General features: G+C 67.3%; 19 protein-coding genes. 8 read left to right on the top strand and 11 right to left on the bottom strand.

Annotated elements, in window-relative coordinates; translation table 11 throughout:
- Positions 1-42: 42 nt before the first annotated feature.
- A complete protein-coding gene (locus M0R88_RS04940) occupies positions 43-918 on the bottom strand; it encodes an MBL fold metallo-hydrolase (protein WP_248655853.1) in 876 nt (291 codons plus the stop codon).
- A gap of 113 nt (positions 919-1031) precedes the next feature.
- Between M0R88_RS04940 and M0R88_RS04935 the strand changes: the two genes are divergently transcribed.
- Entirely contained in the window at positions 1032-1331 is a 300-nt protein-coding gene (locus M0R88_RS04935; RefSeq protein ID WP_248655852.1) for a hypothetical protein, read from the top strand.
- Positions 1332-1346: 15 nt separating this feature from the next.
- Here M0R88_RS04935 and M0R88_RS04930 read toward each other — a convergent pair whose 3' ends face one another.
- Positions 1347-2744 carry an ATP-binding protein gene (locus tag M0R88_RS04930; protein WP_248655851.1) on the bottom strand — a complete coding sequence of 466 codons (1398 nt, stop codon included), beginning with the start codon at positions 2742-2744 and terminating at the stop codon, positions 1347-1349.
- A 110-nt stretch (positions 2745-2854) separates the two neighbouring features.
- Positions 2855-4660 (bottom strand): flippase activity-associated protein Agl23, encoded by a 1806-nt coding sequence (locus M0R88_RS04925; protein ID WP_248655850.1) that lies wholly within the window; start codon positions 4658-4660, stop codon positions 2855-2857.
- A gap of 259 nt (positions 4661-4919) precedes the next feature.
- Between M0R88_RS04925 and M0R88_RS04920 the strand changes: the two genes are divergently transcribed.
- The gene (locus tag M0R88_RS04920; protein WP_248655849.1) at positions 4920-6062 is read left to right on the top strand and encodes a thiolase family protein; all 1143 of its coding nucleotides are present in this window, start codon (positions 4920-4922) and stop codon (positions 6060-6062) included.
- Positions 6063-6424: 362 nt separating this feature from the next.
- On the top strand, positions 6425-8347 hold the full coding sequence (locus tag M0R88_RS04915) for a PQQ-dependent sugar dehydrogenase (RefSeq protein ID WP_248655848.1): 1923 nt from the start codon (positions 6425-6427) through the stop codon (positions 8345-8347).
- 272 nt (positions 8348-8619) lie between these two features.
- Here the strand turns inward: M0R88_RS04915 and M0R88_RS04910 are convergent, their stop codons facing one another.
- Positions 8620-10488 (bottom strand): cation:proton antiporter domain-containing protein, encoded by a 1869-nt coding sequence (locus tag M0R88_RS04910; RefSeq protein ID WP_248655847.1) that lies wholly within the window; start codon positions 10486-10488, stop codon positions 8620-8622.
- Between the two features lie 145 nt (positions 10489-10633).
- Between M0R88_RS04910 and M0R88_RS04905 the strand changes: the two genes are divergently transcribed.
- Positions 10634-12967: a DNA methyltransferase family protein gene (locus M0R88_RS04905; RefSeq protein ID WP_248655846.1), complete on the top strand. Its 2334-nt coding sequence runs from the start codon at positions 10634-10636 to the stop codon at positions 12965-12967.
- A gap of 45 nt (positions 12968-13012) precedes the next feature.
- On the opposite strand, the gene M0R88_RS04900 is transcribed toward M0R88_RS04905, so the two are convergent.
- A complete protein-coding gene (locus M0R88_RS04900; RefSeq protein WP_248655845.1) occupies positions 13013-15076 on the bottom strand; it encodes an AMP-dependent synthetase/ligase in 2064 nt (687 codons plus the stop codon).
- A 73-nt stretch (positions 15077-15149) separates the two neighbouring features.
- On the bottom strand, positions 15150-16442 hold the full coding sequence (locus tag M0R88_RS04895) for a Gfo/Idh/MocA family protein (protein WP_248655844.1): 1293 nt from the start codon (positions 16440-16442) through the stop codon (positions 15150-15152).
- Positions 16443-16787: 345 nt separating this feature from the next.
- On the opposite strand from M0R88_RS04895, the gene M0R88_RS04890 reads away from it, so the two are divergent.
- Complete coding sequence (locus M0R88_RS04890) at positions 16788-17516, top strand: ferritin-like domain-containing protein (protein ID WP_248655843.1); 729 nt, start codon at positions 16788-16790, stop codon at positions 17514-17516.
- A gap of 190 nt (positions 17517-17706) precedes the next feature.
- On the top strand, positions 17707-18201 hold the full coding sequence (locus tag M0R88_RS04885) for a hypothetical protein (RefSeq protein WP_248655842.1): 495 nt from the start codon (positions 17707-17709) through the stop codon (positions 18199-18201).
- Positions 18202-18246: 45 nt separating this feature from the next.
- Here the strand turns inward: M0R88_RS04885 and M0R88_RS04880 are convergent, their stop codons facing one another.
- Positions 18247-19161 carry an MBL fold metallo-hydrolase gene (locus M0R88_RS04880; RefSeq protein WP_248655841.1) on the bottom strand — a complete coding sequence of 305 codons (915 nt, stop codon included), beginning with the start codon at positions 19159-19161 and terminating at the stop codon, positions 18247-18249.
- A 138-nt stretch (positions 19162-19299) separates the two neighbouring features.
- Between M0R88_RS04880 and serS the strand changes: the two genes are divergently transcribed.
- Positions 19300-20655, top strand: a complete 1356-nt coding sequence (gene serS, locus M0R88_RS04875) for a serine--tRNA ligase (RefSeq protein ID WP_248655840.1) — start codon at positions 19300-19302, stop codon at positions 20653-20655.
- On the opposite strand, the gene M0R88_RS04870 is transcribed toward serS, so the two are convergent.
- The 3 genes from M0R88_RS04870 to M0R88_RS04860 form a co-directional block, all read right to left on the bottom strand.
- Entirely contained in the window at positions 20652-21065 is a 414-nt protein-coding gene (locus tag M0R88_RS04870; protein WP_248655839.1) for an EamA family transporter, read from the bottom strand. The two genes, serS and M0R88_RS04870, sit on opposite strands and share 4 nt — an antisense overlap.
- Positions 21066-21182: 117 nt before the next feature.
- On the bottom strand, positions 21183-21356 hold the full coding sequence (locus M0R88_RS04865) for a PhlB family protein (protein ID WP_248655838.1): 174 nt from the start codon (positions 21354-21356) through the stop codon (positions 21183-21185).
- A 73-nt stretch (positions 21357-21429) separates the two neighbouring features.
- Complete coding sequence (locus tag M0R88_RS04860; protein ID WP_248655837.1) at positions 21430-21804, bottom strand: nuclear transport factor 2 family protein; 375 nt, start codon at positions 21802-21804, stop codon at positions 21430-21432.
- A gap of 78 nt (positions 21805-21882) precedes the next feature.
- Here M0R88_RS04860 and M0R88_RS04855 point away from each other — a divergent pair, with 78 nt between their 5' ends.
- Complete coding sequence (locus M0R88_RS04855; protein ID WP_248655836.1) at positions 21883-22959, top strand: DNA primase large subunit PriL; 1077 nt, start codon at positions 21883-21885, stop codon at positions 22957-22959.
- A gap of 255 nt (positions 22960-23214) precedes the next feature.
- On the opposite strand, the gene M0R88_RS04850 is transcribed toward M0R88_RS04855, so the two are convergent.
- Positions 23215-23415 carry a DUF7472 family protein gene (locus tag M0R88_RS04850; RefSeq protein ID WP_248655835.1) on the bottom strand — a complete coding sequence of 67 codons (201 nt, stop codon included), beginning with the start codon at positions 23413-23415 and terminating at the stop codon, positions 23215-23217.
- Positions 23416-23622: the final 207 nt, after the last annotated feature.

Here is a 23622-nt window from a genome sequence, read left to right as displayed (position 1 = left end):
CCGTCGGCGTCGAAACGCCCGCCGAACTGCCTTTTCTCCTTCTCAGAGTTCGTACCGTTCGCCGTCCACCGCGAGCGGTTCGGCGAACGCCTCGTCCGCGGGGTAGAAGTGCGAGACGTGGACGAGTCGCGTCTCAACGGCATCCAACTCGTCGCCGAGGTCGAGCGCGCCCTCGCGGGTCATGTGCTTGGTGCCGAACGTCCGCGGGACGCCGTCGCCGTCGTGGTGGTCGCCCCCGAGCGGGTGGTGGTCGCAGAGGTGGGCGGGCACGAGTCCGTCGGCCAGCAGGAGGTCGGCGTCGGCCAGCGCGTCGCGGCTCTCGTCGGGAATCGCGTAGTTCGTGTCGCCGGTCAGCGAGAGCTTCGCGCCGGTCTCGGGGTCCTCGACGGCGACGCCGTAACAGAGCATCGGCGGGTGTTCGACCGGCACCAGCGTCACCTCGAAGCCGCAGGTCTCGAAGGGTTCGAAGGGCGCGTGGTCGAAGACGGTCACTCGGTCGAGGTAGTCGTACTTCGAGCGAATCGTGTCTGCGACGCTCTCGTCGGTCAGGGGGTCCACTTCGTTCGCGGCGTGGACCGGCAGGTCGTCGAACAGCCGGTAGGCGTTGCCGAGTCCGTCCAAGTGGTCGAAGTGAACGTGGGTTATCAGCGCCTCGTCCGGCAGGCCGACCTCGTGGGTCAGAAACTGGTGGCGGAAGTCGGGGCTGGCGTCTATCAGCAGTGCTTCGCCGGTGCGTTCGTTGCGGACGTGGACCGAGAACCGGGAGCGCTCGACGCCTTCGGTCGCGTCGATTCCGCGCTCGCGCATTCGGCGACGCGTGGCGTCGCCCGGCGCTCTGGCCTCGCGGCAGGTGTCGCAGTCGCAGTCCGGCGTGGGCGTGCCGGTCGTGTCACCGGTGCCGAGCAACGTGACCTGCATCTGTCGGGGGTAGTCGCTTGGGGTACAAAACAGTACTCACGCGCGGTCCGGACGCCGACCCCGCGTCGGCCCGCAGTACCATTGTGGTGGAGCGCGAACGACCGTTGGCTCGCATGAGTACGCCAGCGCAGAACTACGAGACCGCGATGGACGATTCGGCCGACGACGGCGTTCGCGAAGCGGCCATCGGCGAACTCGAAACCGCGAACGAGTGCGACAAGCTCGCCGACATCGCTCGGTCGGACGATCTGGCCGAGGAGTACCGCGAGCGATCGCTGACCGGATTGGCGCATCCGCAGTGTAAACCGGTGCTACGAGAACTCGCGGAGGGCGACAATCTGCCGGACTCGCTCCGCGAGCAGGCCGACTCGCTGCTCGACGAGATCCCCGACGACGCCGGTGCGGGACCGTAGGTCGGCGCTCGGGCGTCAGTGGTCGTGGTCGTGGCTGTGTCCGCCGTCGGCGCTCGCGTCGCCGGACCCTGAGATGTCGCCGCCGGCCACCAGCGCGTCGTGGTCGCCCTCTATCATGTCGAGGTCCTTGAGGTTGTCCCGCTCCTCGAAGTCCTTGATGGCGTCCACGAAGTCCTCCTGCGTGAGCGCGGTCCGCTCCTCGGTCAGGGCGTCCAGCACCGCCTCGCGCAGGACCATCCGGAGGTCGCTCCCGGTCAGGCCCTCGGTCTCGGCGGCCAACTCGTCGGGGTCGAAGTCCACGATGTCCATCGGCCGGGTGATGAGTCGCAGGATGTCCGAGCGCATCCCCGTGTCGGGTTTCGGGAAGTTGACGATCTCGTCGAAGCGCCGCCACGCCGCGGCGTCGAGTTGGTCGGGGTGGTTGGTCGCGCCGATGAGGAGTACGTCGTCCTGAATCAGGCTGATGTTGTCGATGGACTTCAGGAGCGTGTTGACCGCGCGTTTGATGGCGGCGTGTTCGTCGCTCGCACGGGTCTTGGCCACGAAGTCGAACTCGTCCATGAAGAGGATGCACGGCGAGAGCCGTTTCGCCACCTCGAAGACCTTCTCGACGTTCTTGGCGGTCTCGCCGAGGTACTGGCTGGTAATCATCGAGAGTTTGACCTCCACGAACGGCAGGTCGAGGTCGTAGGCCAGCGCTCTCGCGGTCGAGGTCTTCCCGGTTCCCGGCGGACCGACGAACAGGAGTTTCCCGATTTCGCGCAGGCCGATTTGCGCGAGGTACTCGCGGTGTTCGATGGCCTTCACTATCTTGTGAATCTCGGCCTCCTGGTCCTCGGTCAGCACGAGGTCGTCCAGCGTGGTCTCTATCTCCTCGGGCGCGCGGATGTCCACGAGGTCGAGCATCTCCTCTTCCTCCTCGTCGGCGAAGTACTGCGCGAGCAGGCCGTCGATCCACGCGCGGTCGGCCTGCACGGGCCGGTTGGCCTCGCGGGCCGCCTCGTAGTCCGCCCCGTCTACCTCCTCGCCGAAGGCGTGGGCCAGCACGGGGTTGTGGAGGACGCGCTCCTCGCCGCGTTCGAGGAACCACTCCTCGGCCATGTCCCGCTGGGTGAGTTCGAGCGACCCCGAGAACTCGTCGCGGTCGCTGAACATGAGTTCGGAAATCGCGCTCCACGGGTTCTCGACCCCAGTGGCTCGCCGGGCGGTGTCGATGGTCGCCCGAATCGGGCGCTCGATGCCCAGCGGTGAGTCGTCGCTCCCCGGCCGGTCCGGGCCGGTATCGGTGGTTCCGTCGGGCCAGAACACCTGTCGGTAGCGCGGGGGAAGGTCGTTCTCGTCTAACTCTCGGTTGTCGTTGTAGAGGCTCGCGGTGAGCAGAAACTCGACGACGTCCAGTGCCGCGTCGCTCATTCCCCGGAGTTTTGACGCTAAAGGTGCTTAAGCGCGTCGAAGGCGTCGCCACCTCGAAACCGGGAGCCGGGGATTCCTCGGCGGTCGGCCGGGAGCGTCCTCGCTCTCGCTCAGTTCCCGGTCGCGTTCTCGTTCACGTAGACGACCGTCGTGCTGATGACACAGCCGCTGTCGTGGAGGTAGCGCTGGACCTCGTAGCGCTCGTAGCCGTCCACGTACTGCTGGATGTCGCCGGCGTTGTCGTAGTCGTCCGAGCAGGTGTCGGTCTGGCCGAGCGTGATGATGACCGGCGGCTTCTGGCCGTCGTTCAGTTCCTGCTGGACGAGTTCGGGTCGGTTCACGCTGTCGGTCTCGGCGTCGAAAACCTCCATGTACCACGCGAAGGGAAGCCGGGCGAACCAGCCGTCGCCCGCGGGCGGCGCGTCGTGGGTCGAGGGGTCGGGCGCGTAGAGGTTGTCGCCGTCGAAGTTGGGGTCGTCGCCGTAGTACAGCACGTCCACGCCCTCGTTGGATTTTGCGGCGTCTCGAATCTCGTGGAGGATCGGCTTCATCTCGGAGGACGACTGGGCGTACTGGACCAGTTCGTTCTCCTCGCTCTGGGCGTCGAGATACGAGGTGCCGACCGCCGTCGCGCCGACCTGCCCGACGACGAGCAACAGGACCAGCGCGGCGGCCGTCGCGGAGACGGCGTCGCCGTCGGTCACACTCTCGAAGCCGAGGCGGCCGATTAGCGCGAGACCGACTGCGGCCGGAATCGCCAGCGGGACGATCATGTGGATGACCTCCCACGGGAACGGGTTGTCCACGATGACGGGGTAGCCCAGCACGCTGGCGAAGCCCCAGTAGGCCGCGAACGACACCACGTCGCTCGGGCGCTCGCCGACGTAGCGGTCCACGACGAATCCGAGAATCGCCAGCGCGAGCAGGACGATAGCGCCGGATTCGAGGACGGGCCAGAGCGCCTTCAGTGCCGAGAGGTACGACTCGTGGTTGCCGCCGCCCCACTGGCTCACGAAGTCGTCCCACGACCCGAGGGTCGCGTGGCCGATTACCGCCGGCAGGAGCGCGGGATTGCCCAGCGCCTCGTAGAGACCCGGCACGTCCAGTCCGGCGATACGGTCGGTGTTGCGCGGCGCGTAGAAGAACACGACGATGGCGAAGAACTCGAAGACCGCGAGCGTGAGGTGGGGCCACCAGCGCAGGAGACCGCGTCCGGTCACGCGGAGTCGGTCGGCGACGACCGACAGCAGACCGCGCTCGCCGGCGCGCTCGACGAACAGGCGGTGGTCCCACAGCAGGGCCACGGCTCCGAGCCAGCAGACCGGGTAGACCAGCGCGTTCTCCTTGGTCGTGAACGCCAGCGCGAACGCGGCGGTCCCGGCGTAGAGCGCGGCGGGCCGGCGGTGGTCGTACGCCCGAACGAAGAAGCCGAACGCGACCAGCATGAACCCCGCCAGCAGGAGGTCGTTGCGGTAGAACCGCGAGTAGTAGAGCAGGACGGGGTTGAACGCCAGCAACAGCGCGAGCGCGACGGTCTCGGAGTCCCGGAGGCGCTGGCGGAACAGCAGCGCCCCGAGCGGGAGCAGGCCGCCGACCAGCGCGACGACGAAGCGCATCGTAAAGTCCGAAGCTCCGAACAGACCGAAGAGGTAGCCGTCAACGATGGTCAGGAAGGGGCCGTGGACGATGGGCCGGTACTCGTAGACGCCGTTCTCCATGAAGCGGTACGCCCAGTACGCGACGCGGGCCTCGTCTTGGTGGGCGACGCGCGCCCCGAGTTCCACGAACCGCGCGAGGAGCGCGACGACGGCGATGCCGACCACGACCAACTGAGTCCGGGAGGCGTACGCCGTCAGCGTCTCGCGGGCGTCCGCGGCCGAGGCGGTGGTGTCGGAGGTCTCTGTTTGCGATGCCATGGTTCAGGTTTCGGTGCCCCACGCGGGCGAGCGGCGGAGGGCGGGCGGTCTGGGGGCGACGCGAGCGGCGGTAGTCATTGCACAGTTATAGCCGCGGGTTCGGACAAATAGTTTCTGGACCGACGCGTTCTGCTGGTCGGGTCGAAGCGGTCCGAAGTTTCAGTTAGAGTCGAGGCCGGTCGAGAATCGGTCGGAAACTCCGCGCCACGCGGGGCGAGTTCTACTGTCATTTAAGAGCATAGAGACCCGACAAGGGAGTATGGGAGACGACACCACTCCAGTCATCGCCAAGGCGGTCCGAACGCCGCAGGGTAAAGAGGACGGCGTCTTCGCCGACGTCCGGAGCGAAGACCTCTCGGTGCCGCTCATCGACACCATCCTCGACGAGACGGGTCTCGAGGGCGAACACATCGACGACCTGATGTGGGGCTGTGCCCAGCAGCGCGAGGAGCAGGACAACAACGTCGCGCGAGTCATCGCGCTCCTCTCGGAGTTGGGCGAGGGCGTGCCCGCCACGACCATCAACCGCTGGTGCGCCTCCTCGATGCAGGCCATCATCAGCGCGAGCGACGCCATCCGGGCGGGTCAGCGGCAGGCCATCATCGCGGGCGGCGTCGAGAACATGAGTCGCGTGCCGATGAGCCAGAGCTACGGGAACGTCCACCCCGGAATCGCCGAGATGTACAACGTGGGCGAACTCTCGATGGGGATGACCGCCGAGAAGGTCGCCGAGGAGTACGACATCACTCGCGAGATGCAGGACGAGTACGCGCTCCAGAGCCAGCAGCGGGCGGCCGAGGCGTCCGAGTCGGGGCGGTTCGACGACGAAATCGTCCCCGTCGAGACCGAGGAGGGTCTCGTGGAGGAAGACGAGGGCATCCGACCGGACACCGACTTGGAGACGCTCTCGGAACTCCCGACGGTGTTCAAGGGCGACGGGACGGTCACGCCCGGCAACGCCTCCCAGATTTCCGACGGTGCGTCCGCGACCCTCGTCACGAGCGAGGCGTTCGCCGAAGAACACGACCTCGAAATCCTGGCTCACGTCGGCGACAACAACGTGGCGGGCGTGGACCCCACCGTGATGGGCATCGGGCCGGTCCCGGCGACTCGCGGTCTGCTGGAGCGCACCGACCAGTCCGTCGAAGAGTTCGACCTCGTGGAACTCAACGAGGCGTTCGCCAGCCAGACGGTCTACTCCCGCGACGAACTCGGCGTCGATCCCGAGAAGTTCAACGTCAACGGCGGCGCCATCGCGCTCGGCCACCCGCTCGGGGCGTCCGGCGCGCGCCTGCCCGTGACGCTGATTCACGAGATGCAGAAGCGCGACGCCGACAAGGGTCTGGCGACGCTCTGCGTCGGATTCGGTCAGGGTGCGGCGATTACGTTCGAGCGGAAGTAACCGGGTCGCGGTCGTTTCCTCGGTCGTTTTCCCGCGCTCGGTCGCTCGCGTTCCCGCGGGCGTCGCCCGTTCGGACTTCGAGACGCTCGCGGCGCTCACCGTTCGTCATCGGCTCGCGAAGTGTATAGCATCTACTACGACGCGGCGACGGAGACTGCGAACACGGAGACGGCGGCGGCGGACTTCACCTCGGAAATATCTCCTTTTTCGCGCTATAGTTCGGGGATAGCCTGCGAACGCTCGCGTTCCACCCGACCCTCGTTGTAGTAATTCCCACTACTCGCGGGAAAGCCGCTCCCGCGGGGGCGAACTATCGCGTTCCCTTATCCCGGTGGACCCCGACTCGATTCGAGGGGTTTCCCATGAGCGACAACGACGAGAATCGAATCAACGACGAGAATCGAATCGACGATGCGAACCGAGCGGACGACCAGCACCGAGCGAACACCTCGCGCCGAACAGTCCTGCAGGGGGTCGCCGCCGGCTCCGTCGTCGGACTGGGCGGTCTCGCGGCCGGACGGGACGGCGGGGACGCGGCAGCCAGACAGGAGACGACGACACAGCAGGGCGGACGGGACGGTTTCTTCGAGCAGGGAACCGAAGTCGGGACGCAGATGGTCGCGAACGGCGACCTGACCGCGCCGACCGACTTCGCGGTCGCGCAGGGCCAGAACCAGCGCCAGTACGTCACGGACCAGACCGGACAGGTGTACGTCATCACGGAGGACGGCCTCCGGGACGAACCGTTCGTGGACATCACCGACCGGATGGTCGAACTGGGCCGGTTCTACGGCCTGTACGCCGACGCTCAGCAGAACTACGACGAGCGCGGACTGCTCGGCATCGACTTCCACCCGAACTTCCAGGAGAACCGGAAGTTCTACCTCCACTACAGCGCGCCGCCGACCGACGAACTGCGGACAATCAACTGGGACCACATCGAGGTCGTCTCGGAGTTCCAGGCGACCGAGGACTTCTCGTCGGGCAATCCGGACTCCGAGCGCCAACTGCTCCGCATCCCGTCGCCTCAGTACAACCACGACGCCGGGCCGATGGCGTTCGGACCGGACGGCTACCTCTACGTTCCGATGGGCGACGGCGGGGGCGCGAACGACAACATGTACGGCCACGTCCCCGACTGGTACGACCGCAACACGGGCGGCAACGGGCAGGACATCGTCCACAACCTGCTCGGCGACGTTCTCCGCATCGACGTAGACAGCGAAGGTGAGGACACGCCGTACGGAATCCCGGAGGACAACCCCTTCGCGGGCGAGGCACCGGGGCGAGACGAGATATGGGCCTACGGGTTCCGCAACCCGTTCGGCATCTCGTTCGACAGCGACGGAAACATGTTCGTCGCGGATGCGGGCCAGAACCTCTGGGAGGAGGCCGACGTGGTCGAGAAGGGCGGCAACTACGGGTGGAACGTCAAGGAGGGCACCCACTGCTTCAGCACGGAGCGACCTAGCAGTCCGGAGGCCATCACGGACTGCCCCTCGAACGCGCCCGACCAACCGTACGGCGGCGGACCGCTTCGGGACCCCATCGTCGAGTTCCCCCACGAGTACGAGGGCGGGTGGGTCGGTATCACCGTCATCGGCGGCCACCGCTACGAACAGTCGACCATCTCCGGCATGCAGGGCAAGTACGTCTACGGCATCTGGACCGAGGACCCGACCCGGCGGGAGCCCGCGGGCCGGATTCTGACCGCCGACCCGCCCGAGAGTTTCGGACAGGGCGGCGGGACGCAGACGACGGCGGGCGGCGAGACGACGGCGGGCGGCGAGACGACCACGCAGGAGGGCGCGCTTCAGGACGAGACCACCACGACCGCCAACGAGACCGGCACGCCGACGGTCGAACCGGCCGAGACCGAGAACGTCGAGAAGGCACCGGCCGAGACCGGCACGCCGGGCGACGTGACGACCACGGCCGGCGGCGGCGAGGACGACGTTCCGCCCGAAGGCCCGCAGGTCGTCCCGCGCGACGAACTCTGGGAGATGCGCGAACTCCAGATCACCGGCGGGTTCGACTGGTTCGTCCGCATGTTCGGTCGGGGCGCGGACGGCGAAATCTACGTCCTCGTGAACAAGCGCGGCGTCCCGGAGGGCGACACCGGCGCGGTGCTGAAGTTGGTGCCGCCCGGACAGGGCGACGCCGGACAGACCACGCAGGCGGACGGCGAGACGACGCAAGGAGCGGCGGAGACCGCGACCCAGGCAGGCGGCGAGACCACGACCGTCGATACCGACGAGACGACGACGGCCGCGCAGGACCGCTGACGGTACGGGACCGCCGCCGACCGTGCAGGACCGCCGCCGACCGTGCAGGACCGCCGCCGACCGTGCAGGACCGCCGCCGACTGCGCAGGACCGCTGGCCGCCGCGCTCGCGGCGACGCCGCGCGCGCGCGGCGGCCGACGGAGAACGGAAGATAGGCGACGGAGAACCGAAGAGCGGCGACCGAGAAACGACCTCGTTGCTAACGGCAGCCTACAGTTGTAGAGTAACCGTAAAATCGCTCGTGGGGGTCCGTCCTCCGAGCGACGACCGACTCACGCCCGCGGGTGACAGCGGTTGATGGCCTGATGGACCGACTCCTTCCGGCCGAGGAAGGTGACGTGGTCGCCGTGCTGGAGCGTGAAGTTCTCCTCGGGAACCTCGGTCTCGCCGTCGCGGCCGACCAGCGCGATGAGGACGCCGTTCGGGAGTTCGTCGTCCAGTTCCGCGATGGTCTTGCCCACGAGGTCGTCGGCCGTGACCTCTATCTCTTGGACGTCGCCCGAGCGCCCGAGTTCGGTCATCCAGTTCGAGAGCGCGGGGCGCTCGATGACGTTGTCGATGGCCCACGCGGTCGCCATCGACGACGAGATGGTGCGGACCCCGAGGTCCTCGAACGCGTCCACGTTGTCGGGGTTGTTGGCCCGCGCGATGATGGTCTCGACGTCGAACTTCGAGTCGGCGAGTTGCGAGACCAGCAGGTTGACGTCGTCGTCGCCGGTCGCGGCCACGACGATTTTCGCGTTGCCCGCGCCCGCTTTCCGCAGGACTTCGGTGTCGCTCCCGTCGCCCTTGTGGACCGTGAAGCCCTCGTTGCGGGCGAGCTCTACCATGTCCGTCTCTTTCTCCACGATGACGACGTTTTCGCCGCGGTCTTCGAGGCGTTCGGCGAGCGCGCGGCCTACCTTCCCGCCTCCGATTACGAGTACACGCATGGGTATCACTTCGAGATATTCCGCGATGTGTCTGGCGAAGCCGCCCTCGAACACGACCGTCGCGAGGATGACGAGGAACACCGTCCCGACGAGCACGTTCGCGGCCTCGGTCATGTTCGCGTTCTGCAGTTGCACCGCGAACAGGGTGGCGACCGACGCGGGGATGATGCCCCGCGGACCGACCCCGCTCATGAACAGCCGCTCGCCGAACGTGTAGCGGTCGCCCGTGGTCGAGATGAGGACTCCGACCGGACGGATGAGCAGCGCGACCGCGACGGTGACGATGATGCCGCCGACGCCGAGCGCGAGGAGGTCGTCGAACTGGAGCAGCGCGGCGAGCGCGATGAAGACGAACGACAGCACCAGCAGGGTGATGTCGCCCTTGAACGCCTCGATGTCCTCCTTGTAGGGGAGGTCGGCGTTCCCCAGCAGAATGCCGGCCGTGGCGACCGCCGCGATGCCGGCCTCCGCGGCCAAGGTGTTCGCGGTACCGAACGCGACCAGCGCACCGGCGAGCGTCATGAGTCGCGCGTTCTGGGGCGCGTTGGCCGGCGAGAGGTCCACGTACCTGAGCAGGTACCAGAGGACGGCGGCGACGACGACGCCGATGAGGATACCGATACCGAGTCTGCTGGCGAAGTCCGTGATGACGGAGTTCACCGTCGGGTCTTCGAGAACGACGACCTCGAAGGTCACGACGGCCAGAATCGCCGCGGTCACGTCGTTGACGACGCCCTCGGTCTCCAAGGCGATGGCCACGCGGTCCCGGACCGGCACGACCTCCAGAATCGGCGTGATGACCGTCGGACCCGTGGCGACCAGCAGCGACCCGACGAGCATCGACACGTCCCACGGCTGGTCGAGCGCGTACCGGACCACGACCGCGGTGCCGACGAACGCGATGACGGCACCGACGGTCACGAGCCGAATCGTCGCCGAGGGAGCCTCGCGCAACTTCTCGACGGTGAGGTGGAACGCGCCCTCGAAGACGATGATGGCCACCGAGAGACCGACGATGGCCGACAGCGCGCCTCCGAACGCTTCGGGCGTGATGAGCTGAAGTCCCTCCGGCCCGACGACGATGCCAGCGAGGATGAGAAACAGCACGCTGGGCACCTGAAAGCGGTCGGCTAACACCTGCGCTACGACGCCCAGACCGATGATTGCGGCGACGATGGGGACGAGATTCGCGCCACTTCCTGCTGCCACTCTGGTAATCCTCCGTGTTCGTGTAAAGAGGGGACGGGTGTTTAAACCGGTCGGTCGCGGTCGGTACTGGCGGTTGTCGGAGTTCCCGAAGCGACGTTCGAACCAATGTTTAAATAACCCGACCGCTCCATCGTCACGACCAGCAATGACCGACGCCGGACTCGCCGAGCGGTGGGGCCGCGAGAGCGCGCTGTACGAGACGTTCCGAAGCGTCGCGTTGGACCTGCTGGCGACCGACGAGCGGTTTCGGGCCGCCCGGTCGGAGTGGGCGGAGTTCTTCGTGACCAGCCACGGCGACGCCCTCGCGGACGTGGAGCGCGACCGGCCGGACGCCGCGAGCGAGCGACCCGAGGACGAGTTGTTCGTGGACTCGCTGTACTACGACTTCGTGGTGGACCGCGTCGTCGCCGCCGCCGAGCGCGAGTTCGACTTCCGACTCGCCAACCGGGAACCGCGGGCGAACACCGACGCGCTGTCGTTCGGCTTTCGGGCGTTGCACGACCGCGTGGTCGAGGAAATCGACGCGCTCGCCGGCGATGCACGCATCGCCGACGAGCGCGAGCGACGGAGCGAGACCGTCGCCGACCCGATTGCGGACGCGCTCACCGCGGCCGACCTCCGGGTAGCCGACGCCGACTTCCTGCGGACGCTCTACGAGAGCGTCGTCTCCCGCGAGTTGCGCCTCGCGCTCGGGGAGTACCACACGCCGCGAGGGGTCGCCGAACTCGCGGTGGACGCCCTCGACGTGGACGACTACGAGGGCGCGACGTTCCTCGACCCCGGTTGCGGGTCCGGCGTCTTCCCCTCGGTCTGCATCGAGCGCAAAATCGCGGCGATGGACGACCGCTCTCCCGAGGAGATTCTGGCGAACGTTACGTCCACCGTCGTCGGTATCGACCTGAACCCCGTCGCGGTCACCAGCACGAAGTTGCACTACCTGCTCTCGCTGTTGCCGGTCCTCGAAGCGGCCGACGGCGAGGACGCGCCCCGAGAAATCGAACTCCCGGTCTTCCTGACCGACGCGCTCGGCCTGACCCGCGAGGACGACCTCTCGCTCGACGGCGAGGCCTTCGACCCCGCCGCCGACTACCTCGTCGGGAACCCTCCGTGGATTCCGTGGAGTCGCCTCCCCGAACGGGTGAAGGCCCGCTGGCGCGAGTTGGACGACGACCCCGACGCGCCCGACCTGCTCCCCCACGAGGGCGCGGCGTCCCGCCTCGGGTTCGCCAACGACGACGTGTCGCTGCCCTTCGTCTGGGTCTGCATCGACCGCTACCTGAACGACGGAGGCGGCGCGAGCTTCGTCCTCAAGCGCGCCGTCTCGAAGGGACCCGCGGGGAAGCTCCTCCGGACGCTCCGCGTCGGCGACCGACCGCTCGCGCTCTCCCGAGTCCACGACTTCGACCGACTCCGGCCCTTCGGCGAGCAGGTCGGTGCGAACGCCGCCGTCTACGCGCTCCGGGCCGACGCCGACCCCGAGTTCCCCGTCGAGACGACCGCGTGGACGGAACCCGAGGGGAGCGAGCGCTCTCCCGACTTCTCGTCGGCCGACGCGATGGCCCGGAGCCTCGACCGCGAGGCGACCGCGCTCGTCCCGGTGGACGAGGGGGACGCGACCTCGGCGTGGGTCCGGGCCGACGCCGAGCGCGCCGCGCTGGGCGAATGCGCCCACCGAATTCGCCACGGCGTCAAGGACGACGCCCAAGCCGTCTTCTCCATCGACCGCGAGCGGTTGGCCGACCTCGAAGACGAGTTCGTCTACCCCTACGTCAAGTCGCGCCACGTCGTCAAGTACGGCCTGTTCGGGCACGAGTTGCGCCTCGTGCCCCTCCGGAAGGCCAACGAGGACAACGAGGCGGAACTGCGCGACCAGTACCCGAAGACCTACGACTACCTCGAATCGCACCGAGAGAGCCTCGAATCCCGGTCGTCGTCGTGGCTCGACAAGGGACCGTTCTACAACGTCTTCGGACTCGGCGACTACACGTGGAGCGAGTACAAGGTCGCGTGGTGCCGGCTCGGATTCAAACCCCACTTCGCGGTCGTCTCGACCGTCGAGGACGAGGACGTGGGCGAGAAACCGGTCGTGCCCGGCGACCACTTCATGTTCGTCGGCACGGACAGCGAGGCGGAGGCCCACTTCCTCTGTGCCCTGCTCAACTCCGCGCCGTACCAGCGGTCGCTGAGACACGTCGCTTCCGAGGGGAAGGCCAGCCTCTCGAAGTCGGTCGTCTCGAACCTCGCGCTCCCCGAGTGGCGCGCCACGGCGACCCAGCGACGACTCGCCGACCTCTCGAAGGAGGCTCACGAAATCGTGCCCGAACACACCGACACCTCCAAGCGCGCCTACAACCGGCAGACGATTCCCGAACTGGAGTCGATACAGGCCGAAATCGACCGACTCGTGGAGGAGACGCTGGCGAGAGACGAGGACGGCGAGCATCCGGACGCTGCTTTCTTCCGAGCCGAAAGCTCTTGAGACGGAAGCGCGAACGATGGAGAGGGGACCGCCGCGCTCGCGCCGTCAGGCTTCCTCGTACTCGCGCCCGTAGATGGCGTCTATCTCGTCGGCGAACCGCTCCAAGATGTTGCGGCGCTTCTTCTTCATCGTCGGCGTCAGTAGGTCGTTGTCCTCGGTGAACTCCTCGCCGACCACGCGGAACTGCTTTATCTGCTCGTGTGACTCGAAGCGTTCGTTGACCGCGTCCACCTCCTCGTCCATCCACTCGCGGACCGTCTCGTGGCGGGTGAGTTCCCGGTCGTCGTCGGGCAACGCGATGCCCTCGCTCTCGGCGCGCTTCCGAACGCCCTCGAAGTTCGGAACGACGAGGGCGGAGACGAACTTGTGGCCGTCGCCGACGACGACCACCTGCTCCACGACGTCGCTGGCCGCGAAGGCGTCCTCGATGGGACCGGGCGCGACGTTCTTCCCGGTCGAGAGGACCAGCAGTTCCTTGGCGCGCTCGCGGAACTCGATGTAGTCGTCGGGTCGCAGTTCCACGATGTCGCCGGTTCGGAACCACCGTCCACCCGAGTCGCCGCCGTCGCCGCGACTCTGCGCAGAACCGGCGTCGCCGTCCGCCGCGTCGCCGTCGCCGCTCCCGTCGAGTTCGTCGTCGCCGACGAACGCCCGGTCGGTCGCGTCGGGCATCTCCCAGTAGCCGTCGGTGACGTTCGGTCCCCGGACGAGCAACTCCCCGACCTCGCCGTCCGAGTCCTCGAAGGTGTCCTCGCCGACGACCGAGCTATCGACTCGCACCTCCTCGTCCACCACGGGTGTCCCGATGGTGCCGGCCTTCGGCTCTTCGGGCGGGTTGACCGCGACGACGGGCGCGGTCTCGGTCAGGCCGTACCCCTCCAGAATCGGCAGCCCCATCCCGTGATACAGCGCACAGAGTTCGGGCGAGAGGCTCCCGCCGCCGCTGATGAGGAAGTCGATGTTCCCGCCGAGTCCGTTCCGGACCTTCCGGAAGACGAGTTTGTCCGCGACGGCGCGCTTGGCCCGGAGCGCCATCCCCGGACTCTCGGTCTCGAAGTACTCGCGGCCGACCTCGGTGGCCCACTCGAAGAGGCGCTCGGAGACCGGCGAGGACTCGGCCTGCTCGCGGATGGCGTCGTACATGCGTTCGTAGACGCGCGGGACGCTGGTGCCGGTGGTCGGTTCGACCTTCTGGAAGTCCTCCTGTAGGGTCTCGGGGTCCTCGGCGTAGGCCACCGTCGCGCCCGCCGCGAACATCAGGAAGTGGCCCGCGAGTCGTTCGAGGACGTGCGCGAGCGGCAGGAACGAGACCGTGCTGGCGTTCTCGTCGATGACCGGCAGGTCGCCCTTGTCGGGTCGGGGACCGAAGCGCCGGTAACACTGGTTGACGTTCGACCGGAAGTTCCAGTGGGTGAGTTCGACGCCCTTCGGTTGGCCCGTCGTGCCGGAGGTGTAGATGAGCGTGGCGAGGTCCTCGGGGTCCCGCGAATCGAGCCACGACTCGTACTCCTCCGAGTCGAACGCCTCGCTCCCGCGCTCGTAGAGGTCGCCGAGCGTGTGGACCTCGAAGTCGGCGTCGTCGGCGGTGGCCTCGCCGTCGGAGCCGAGTTCGTCCATCACGACCGCGAAGTCGAGGTCCAGCGAGTCCTGCACTCGGACGACCCTGTCGAGCAGTTCGGCGTTCTCCACGACCACGCCGTCGGCGTCCGGGTCGCCCAGCAGGTACTCGACCTGACTCGGCGACGACCCGCGGTAGACCGTCGTCACGACCGCGCCGGCCGCCAGCAGGCCGAAGTCCGCCTGCGCCCACTCCATCCGCGTGTCGGCGAAGATGCCCACGCGGTCGTCCGCTTCGACGCCCAACTCGCGGAACCCGGCCGAGAGCGACCGGACGATGTCGCGCATCTCTGCGTACGAGAGCGACCGAAACTCCCCGTCGGCGGCCGCGGTGACGGCCGACCCGACGAGCGTTCGGTCGTACACCCCGCCCTTGTACTGCTGTGCCGGACGGTTCTCGTGTCGGGCCGCGCTCTCCTCGAACAGCCGCGACATCGTGGACCGGCCGACCACTTCGTCGTCGTACTCCCGTTCGGCATCACGCCACTCCATACCATTCAATCAGAACCCCGTGACATTAAGGTACTCCCGAACTTCCGGGGCGTTGAATCGCGTTTATCAGGCCTCAGTCCTCGGCGTCGCCGGGAGCCACGATTTCCTCCCGCGTCACCTCCCGGCCGAGGTCCGCCGAGCGGTAGATGCCGTCGGTGACGGCCATCGACTCCAGCGCGAGGTCGGCGGTCGGCGGGGCCTCGCGGTGGCCCAGCAGGTCCGCGACCCAGTGGTAGAGCGGGTCGGCCCACAACCCGGCGTCGTAGGCCGCTTCGCCCCGCTCGCCCCGGAGGTACTGACGGCGGAACAGGTACTCTTCGAGGTCGGCGCTGGCGCGCATCTCCACGTCGCCGACCGTCGCGTAGTACTCGAAGGGGTCCAAGCGGACGCCGCCGCGGGTGCCGACGAGGGCGCTCGACTCGCCCTCCATGTAGCGCGACCAACTCGTCCGGACCGAGAGGACCGACCCGTCCGCCAAGGTGACGAAGGCGACGGCCACGTCCTCCACGTCGTACCCGGTCTCGTCGATGCGGCGCCGGTACTCGCTGGCCTGCTCGCCGCGGTCGGCGTCGGCCGTTCGCTCGAACCGGTCGGGCACGGTCCGGAACGTCTCGGCCCGGACGCGCTCGACTTCGGGAATTTCGAGGGCGGACGAGCGGTCGGCGGGCGACGCGTCGCCCGCCGTATCGCCCGCCGACCGCTTCGCCGACCCCATCAGGTAGAGCAGTTGCCCGACGGTGTAGCTCCCAAGGTCGAGGACGACGCCGCCGCCCGCCGCCGACTCGTCGAGGAACGCCGGCGACCCGTAACCGTCCACGTAGGGCGTCCCGCGGCGGCGCGCTCCGAGCGGAACCGCCTCGGGGTGGCCCTCGCCAGAGAACGCCAGCCCCGGCGACCGGGCCGCGGTGCCGTGGTACACTTCACCGAGCGCCCCGGCGTCGGCCAGCGACTTCGCGGCCAGCGTCTCCTTCGTGTAGAGCAACTGGTTCTGGACCGCGAGCGCGTTGCCGGTCCGGTCGGCGGCGTCGGCCATCCGCCGGGCCGCGGCGTAGTCGTCGGCCATCGGCTTCTCGCAGAAGACGGCCGCGCCCGCTTCGAGGGCGTCCACCGCGATGTCGGCGTGCAGGGTCGCGTGGACGCAGACGTTCACCGCGTCGAGGTCCGACTCGGCGAGCATCGCGGCGTGGGCCGGGTAGCTCTCCGCGCCGTACCGCTCGGCGAGCGCCTGCGCTTTGGGTTCGTCCACGTCCGCGACGGCGACGACTTCCGTGCCGGGAATCGTCTCGTAGCGCGCCGCGTGGTTCCGGCCGCGATTGCCCGCGCCGACGATACCGATTCGGACTGGTTCGGTGAGGTTCGCTCCCATCAGAATCAGACAGTCGTGCGACGCGGACCCCTAAACCGCTGATGGTCGCCACGACCCGAACCCGAGTCCGGCCGGTACCGGCAGCCACTTCCTGATTTCTCGACCGTAACGGCGCGTTCGCGGGTCGTTCCGCGCGCCGACCGACTGTTCCGAGCGGCGCGGCGTTTCGGCGGCGGCGAGCCCCCGATTCGCAGGACGACGGTGCCCTATCTCTGGCTTATCGCGAGAAACCGCTTCGTGACGGCTGAAACGTGCGATGGCCCTTTTGTACGTATAGCCGCACCTACGGACGCAGCGAGGCGGATGCCGCCGAGAGACGGCACGCGGAAACGGAGCGTTCAATTCATGACAGACGAACACGACTACGGCGGAAACGAGCGAATCGAATCGCTGACCAACGACCTCGGAAGCGCCTTCGAGTCCCGGCGAGGCTTCCTGAAGAAGGGAGCGACCGCGTCGGCGGTCGGTCTCGGACTTTCGGCGGGCACCGGCAGCGCCGTGGCGGCCGACGACGAAACCACGACGGAGGGCGAGGGCAGCCAGAAGTACGTCGATACGCTCAACTACGCGCTCACGCTCGAACGACTCGAGGCGACGTTCTACGTGGAGGGGCTACAGAAGTTCAGCGAGTCGGAAATCGAGGACTCGGAGATCGGCCAGCAGTTCGGGGAGAAGGTCCAATCGTCCATCCAAGAGCAACTCGCGACGATTCGGGACCACGAGAAGGCCCACGTCGAGACGCTCGTGAAGACGATAAACGACCTCGGCGGCGACCCCATCGGCGAGGACGAACTCGAGTTCCAGTTCTCGCTCGAAAGCCCCGAGGGGTTCATCGAAACGGCCCAGACGCTCGAGACAACCGGCGTCTCGGCCTACGACGGTGCGATAAACCTGCTGAGCGGGAGCGACCAACTGCTGACCGCGGCGGCGACCATCGCTACGGTCGAAGGCCGCCACTCGGCGTATCTCAACGGACTGACCGGGAAGTCGCCGTTCCCGCGAGCGTTCGACGAGGCGAAACCGCCCGAGGAGATCATGAAAGCCATCCAGCCGTTCCTCGCGTCCGAAAACTGACCGTCGGCGTGACACTCGGCTAGATTCTTCTATCTTCGAGGTCGAGAGACCCGCCGGAGTCGGATTTCGACGGGTGACGACCGGGTACGCGTCCGATTCGCAGACGAAGCGGTCCGAAACGCGCGAGTCGGTGAAACGTACGTTTCACCTTTGCGATGATATTTATCCGTTCGATACGCAACGACGCGACGTGAAACGTCGAACGTATCTCGGCTCTATCGGTGTCGGTGCCGCCGCGTTCTCCGGCGGTATCGTGCTGAAGCGGTCCGAAAACGGCTCGGAGGGTTCGGAAAACCAGCGCACACCCGTCGTCTACGAACACGAGGACCTCCGACTGGAGACGCTTCGGGACAGCGTCAGTCTCGGAGAGACGGTACGGTTCGAGGTCACCAACACCGGCGATTCGACGGTCGTCCTCGGATGCGACAACGCGTGGATCGTTCAGACGTATTCGGACGGTGAGTGGCGAGGCGTTACGGACACGCCGCGGAGTCACTACCAGATGTGTGCGCTCGAACTACCGCCCGGAGAGTCCCGCATCGAGACCGCTACGATGTCCAAAGAGAAGTTAGAGACCCAGACCGGGGACCTCCTCGGGGAACTCCGACCCGGTCGGCATCGGTTCGTCCTCCTCGAAACCGACCCCCGTCTGGCAGCAGATTTCCGAGTTACTCCCGCCGAATAGCTGGTGCTGCGAACCGGCAGTCGCCCGACGACGATTGGAGACTACTCACTCCTCACGACGGTCGAGATAGGTCACGACGCCGCGGACGTTCAGGCGGGCCTCCTCGCTGGCCTTGCGCTCGCCCCACACGTCCACCAAGTCGGCGCGCTCCGCGAAGTAGTCCTCCACCGCGTCGGCGTCGCCCAACTCGTCGTACTTCGCTTCGACCGTCTCGACCCACTCCCGAAGCACGTCGGCGTACTCGTCCATCACGCCCTGCTCGTACTCTCGCGGGCCGAAGTGCGGGTAGAGCAGGGTCTCGGGGTCGAGGTCCCGGATGGTTTCGAGGTCGGCGAGGCACTGGTCGAGGTCGAAGTTCGAGGGCGGCGACGTCTGGCGAATCTCCTCGACCGAAGGCACCCAGATGCCGGCGGCGTCGGCGGTGAACACCGCGTCGTCGTCGCGGTCGTGAAAGAGGACTTGGTGGGGCGCGTGGCCCGGCGCGTGGTACACGTCGAGGCGGTGGTCGCCGAGTTCGATGGTGTCGCCGCCGTTGAGTTCGACAACGCGGTCCTCGGGGACGGGCTTGGGTTCGACGTAGAACTCCCACTGGTCGCCGACCGCCGCCTTCGTGCCCTCCACCAGTCGGGAGGGGTCCACGAGGTGCGAGGCACCGATTTCGTGAATCATCACCTCGGCGTTGGGGCAGGCCTCCGCGAGGTAGCCGGCACCGCCCGCGTGGTCGAGGTGGACGTGCGTCGGCGCGATGACCGCCACGTCCTCGCGGTCGATGTCCAACTCGTCCAGCGCGTCGAGGACGACCTCGTGGTGAGTCCCGATGCCCGTGTCCACGATGGCGGGCCGGGCCGAGTCGTAGATGTAGACCGCGCCGTACTCGTCGGTGTCGTACATCCCGGTATCGACGTAGTAGAGGTCCGAACAGTCGCCGACCGTGACTTCTCGGAGGTCGCCTCTGGTCATGGTTTGTGAGTGGTCTCGGTGGGGTAAAAGGTGTTCGCCCGCGGAAAGGTCGTACGCCGTCTCCGAATCACTCCCCTGTGAACCCCTGCCCCACGAACGATACGGTTTTTTGCCGGGAGCAGAATTGAGAGAGTAGGAATGCTAGACCGGAACTACATCCGCGACAATCCGGAGGAGGTCCGCGAGGGACTCCGCCAGCGCGGGGCCGACGTGGACCTCGACGCGATTCTGGAGAAAGACGAGGAGTGGCGCGACCTGAAGGCGCGCGGCGACGACCTGCGCCACGAGCGCAACGAGGTCAGCGACAAAATCGGCGAGTTGAAGCAGGCCGGAGAGCACGACGAGGCCGACGAGGCCATCGAACGCTCGCAGGAACTCAAGGCCGAAATCGAGGAGGTCGAGGACCGCGCCGCCGAGTTAGAGGAGGAACTCGAAGACGCGCTCCTGCGCGTTCCCCAAGTCCCCCACGAGAGCGTCCCCGAGGGCGACGACGAGGACGACAACGTCGAGACCCGGCGCGAGGGCTTCGAGGACCTCCGGGACCTGCCCGACGAGGTGACGCCCCACTACGACCTCGGCGAGGAGTTGGACATCATCGACGAGGCGCGGGCCGCCAAGACCACCGGGAGCGGCTACTACTTCCTCAAGGGCGAGGGGAGCCAACTCGAACACGCCCTGATGCAGTTCATGATGGACGTCCACCGCGAGCAGGACTATCAGGAGATCTTCCCGCCCATCCCCATCAACAGCGAGTCGATGACCGGGACCGGCCAACTGCCGAAGTTCGCCGACGACGCCTACAAACTGGAGGACGAGGACCTCTGGCTCTGCCCGACCGCGGAGGTACCGGTCACGAACATGTACCGCGACGACATCCTCCTGAAAGACGACCTCCCGCTGAAACATCAGGCCTACACGCCGAATTTCCGGCGCGAGGCGGGCGAACACGGCACCGAGACGCGGGGAATCGTCCGGGTCCACCAGTTCAACAAGGTCGAGATGGTCAACTTCGTGGAACCCGACGAGAGCTACGACCGTCTCCACGAACTACTGGACGAGGCCGAGGAGGTCCTGCGACGCCTCGACCTGCCCTATCGCGTCCTAGAGCTCTGTACCGGCGACCTCGGGTTCAAGGCCGCCAAGCAGATCGACCTCGAAGTCTGGGCCCCCGGCGACGACATGGAGGACGGTCCCGACGAGGGCGGGCGCTGGCTCGAAGTCTCGACGGCCTCGAACTTCGAGGACTTTCAGGCCCGGCGCGCCGGCCTGCGCTACCGGCCCGAGCGCCACGAATCGACCGAGTACCTCCACACGCTCAACGCCTCGGGACTGGCCCTGCCTCGCGTGATGGTCGCCGTCCTCGAATACTACCAGAACGACGACGGCACCGTCACCGTGCCCGAAGCGCTCCGGCCCTACATGGGCGGCAAAGAGGTCATCGAGGGCCACGAACCGGTCGGCGAGAGCGCGCTCGGCGCGGGCGAGAAGGATTAACTCGTCGTCAGGTAGACCCCGACGGCCGCCAGCACGATTCCGAGGGCCTTCTTCGCTGTCAGCGGGTCGTTCAGGAACACGACGCCGAGCAGCGAGCTCCCGACCAGGAACATCCCGAAGATGGGGACGACCGTGCTGACGGGGCCGGCCCCGAGCGCCTGATAGTACGCGAGGATGCCGACCGTGAGGAAGACCCCCGCGGCGTACATGTACACCGCGTTCTCGCCGAGGAGGTAGGGCACGACCGACTCGTCCCGGTAGGCGATGACCCCGGCGGCCCCGAGCGCGAGCATGCTGTTGGCGACCAGCGCGACGACGGTACTCGGAATCTGGTTCGTCGCCAGACTCGCCAACGGCGTGAAGACCGAGTAGCCGACCAGCGCGACGACCGCCCACGCGATGTAGTTCATGGCGGCCATTGGAAACTGCCACACGTATCGGTTGGGGTTCCGGAACGCGTCCCGTCCGACGACCGGAGTGCGCCGGCGACGCATCTGCTTCCTTACGGGGCCGACTCGTGACCGCCGTTACTCGCCCAGCGGCGTCACGTCGGAACTCCCGCACTCGGGGCACGTCTCGCGGTCGGCGAAGAACTTCTCGCCGCAGTCCCTACACTCGTGGCTCGCTTCCTCGTCGGCCGCGGCTTCCGACGCCTGCTTGAATTTCTCGACTTTGTTGCCGAGGTCTCTGAAGAGGCCCATGGTAACTAGAGAGGCACAGCCGAGGGATAAGTTTTGGCAGCGAGTGGCATCCGTAGCTACCGGGTGTCGGTACTCAACGGGTGTAGGTCCGGATTCGAGCGATGCTCGGACGCCCACCGTCTCGACCTGCGTCCGCCTCGCTCTCGTCCGGCCTGTCCTCGACGTCGAAGCTGTCTACGAACGCGAACATCGGAGCGCCGTCGGCGTCCAGCAGGCGACCCTCGACCGCCACCCCGTCGCTCGCGGCGAAGACGGTCCGGACCTCGTGGGACGTGTCCTCGTTCGGCCGGTCGTCACGCATGAACCCCACCAGCGTGTCTCGCCCCTCGATGGTCCGGTCCGGGCGCTCGTGGACCACGCCGGGCGCGAGCAGGTCGGCGAAGCGGTCGTAGTCGCCCGCGTCGATGGCGTCGTAGTACGCCCGTGCGGTTTCGGTCGCCTCGGTCATGTCGGGACAGAGGACCGTCGGCCGTATCAACCCATCCGATTCGTCGCGTTTATCGGGGTCGGCCGAAATGGGGCGAGTATGGACCCGCTTCACGCCCGGTACCCGTTCCTCGCGGCGGCCCGCGAGAGCGTCCGCGAGGCCGACATCGGTCTCGTCGGCGTCGTGACGGGCGACGAGCGCCACCCCGCGGTCGAACGCGGCGTCGAGCGGGTGCGCCGCGCGCTCGTCGACGGGACGGTCCGGCCGGGCCCCGACGGCGAGCGGCGCTGGAGTACGCGCGCGGAACTGCTCTCGTACCCGGTCGCGCGCGTCCTCGTGTCGCTCGTGGACGCGCCCGGCGCGGTCGAGAAGTACGCCAGTTCGGAGGCCGACACCGCCTACGAGCGGTTCACCGACGACTTCGAGAACCCCGACGACGGCCTCAAATCCACCGCCGACACCGCCATCTCGCTCGACGCGCTCCTCGCTGAGTTCGACCTCGCGGGCGCGGTCCGCGAGACGCCCTCGGGCGACGGCTACCGCGTCGCGGTCGGGCGCTATCTGGCGCTCTCGTCGAACCTCGACGGCGAATCGTGGACGCTCGCCACCCGGCAACTCGCCGACGGCGCGGTGAAGGTCTCCGAGCGCGAACTCCACGAACTCCTCCGGGAGGCGGTCCGCCAGCGCGTCGCCGCGGGCCTGCCGACCGACGTGCCCGACGAGATTCGCGCTGGCCTGACCGACGAAGTGGCCGAGTTGCAGGACACGTTCTCCGAAATCGATATCTCGCGGGACATCCCCGTCCTCGCGCCCGACTGCTTCCCGCCCTGCGTCGCCTCGCTGGTCGAGCGAGCGCAGGGCGGCGAGGACCTGAGCGACCCCGCCGAATTTGCACTGGTCTCGTTCCTGACCAGCGCCAACGCCGACACCGACGAACTACTGGCGCTCTGTGGCGTGGACGGCGACACGCGCGCCAAAGCGGTCCGCTACCGAGCGAGCAGGGTCGGCGACGAGTCGGGCGCGCAGTACGCGCCGCCCTCCTGCGAGACGATGGCGGCCTACGGCGAGTGCCCGGTCGCCGACGACGAGGATCCGACGACCGACGCCCGATGCGACTCGATTTCCCATCCGCTGGCCTACTACGAGGACGCGCTCGACACGGCGGAGAACGTCTGAATCTGATGCCTCGCCCGGTTTCTCTCGGATATTCCGCGGACTACCCGGCGCGGTGCGGTTGCAGTGCAGTTGCGGTGACTCCTTCGAGTCGGAGAGAGCTAGCGTCGTTCCACTCTCTCTTTCCGTTTCTCGTCTCGTCCCGTCGAATCGGCTTCTCGCTACTTCGTCTTCCACGAAAATAAGAGGCGAGACCCCGCCGCCGAAATCCGAAAAGAACGATTCCGAAAAGAGCGACCCTAAAATTCGATTTGAAATTCAGTACTGCCGCGACATCCAGAGGCCGACGCCGGTCATCAACAGCACGAACAAGACGATGACGCCCACGACTGCCAACGCGCCCGTCTGCGTGAGCCCGCCGTTGCCGTAGGTCGTGCCCACGCCGACGAGAAGGGCGATGAAGACCCCGACGGAACCCGCACCGACGAGAATCTCGCGGCGCGTCTCCTTATCTACCATGGCCGACGATTCCGAGGGTATCGGCAAAAGGGCTTCGGAACGACCACAACCTTTTCCAGCGCTCGGTCGGGCGAGCGCCGCTGGCGCTCGCCCTTGCTCGCTTGCAAAAGGTTGATCAAAAACACGGCGGTCGTCCCGCCGCTCGCTGCGCTCGCTCTGGTCCTCCCTTGGTCCGCTCGCTCGTCGCGTCGCGCGGCGCTTCGCGCC

Origin of the sequence: Halorussus gelatinilyticus, assembly GCF_023238445.1 — an archaeon.
Taxonomy (GTDB): Archaea; Halobacteriota; Halobacteria; order Halobacteriales; family Haladaptataceae; genus Halorussus; species Halorussus gelatinilyticus.
This window is presented reverse-complemented; position numbering and strand designations above follow the sequence as displayed.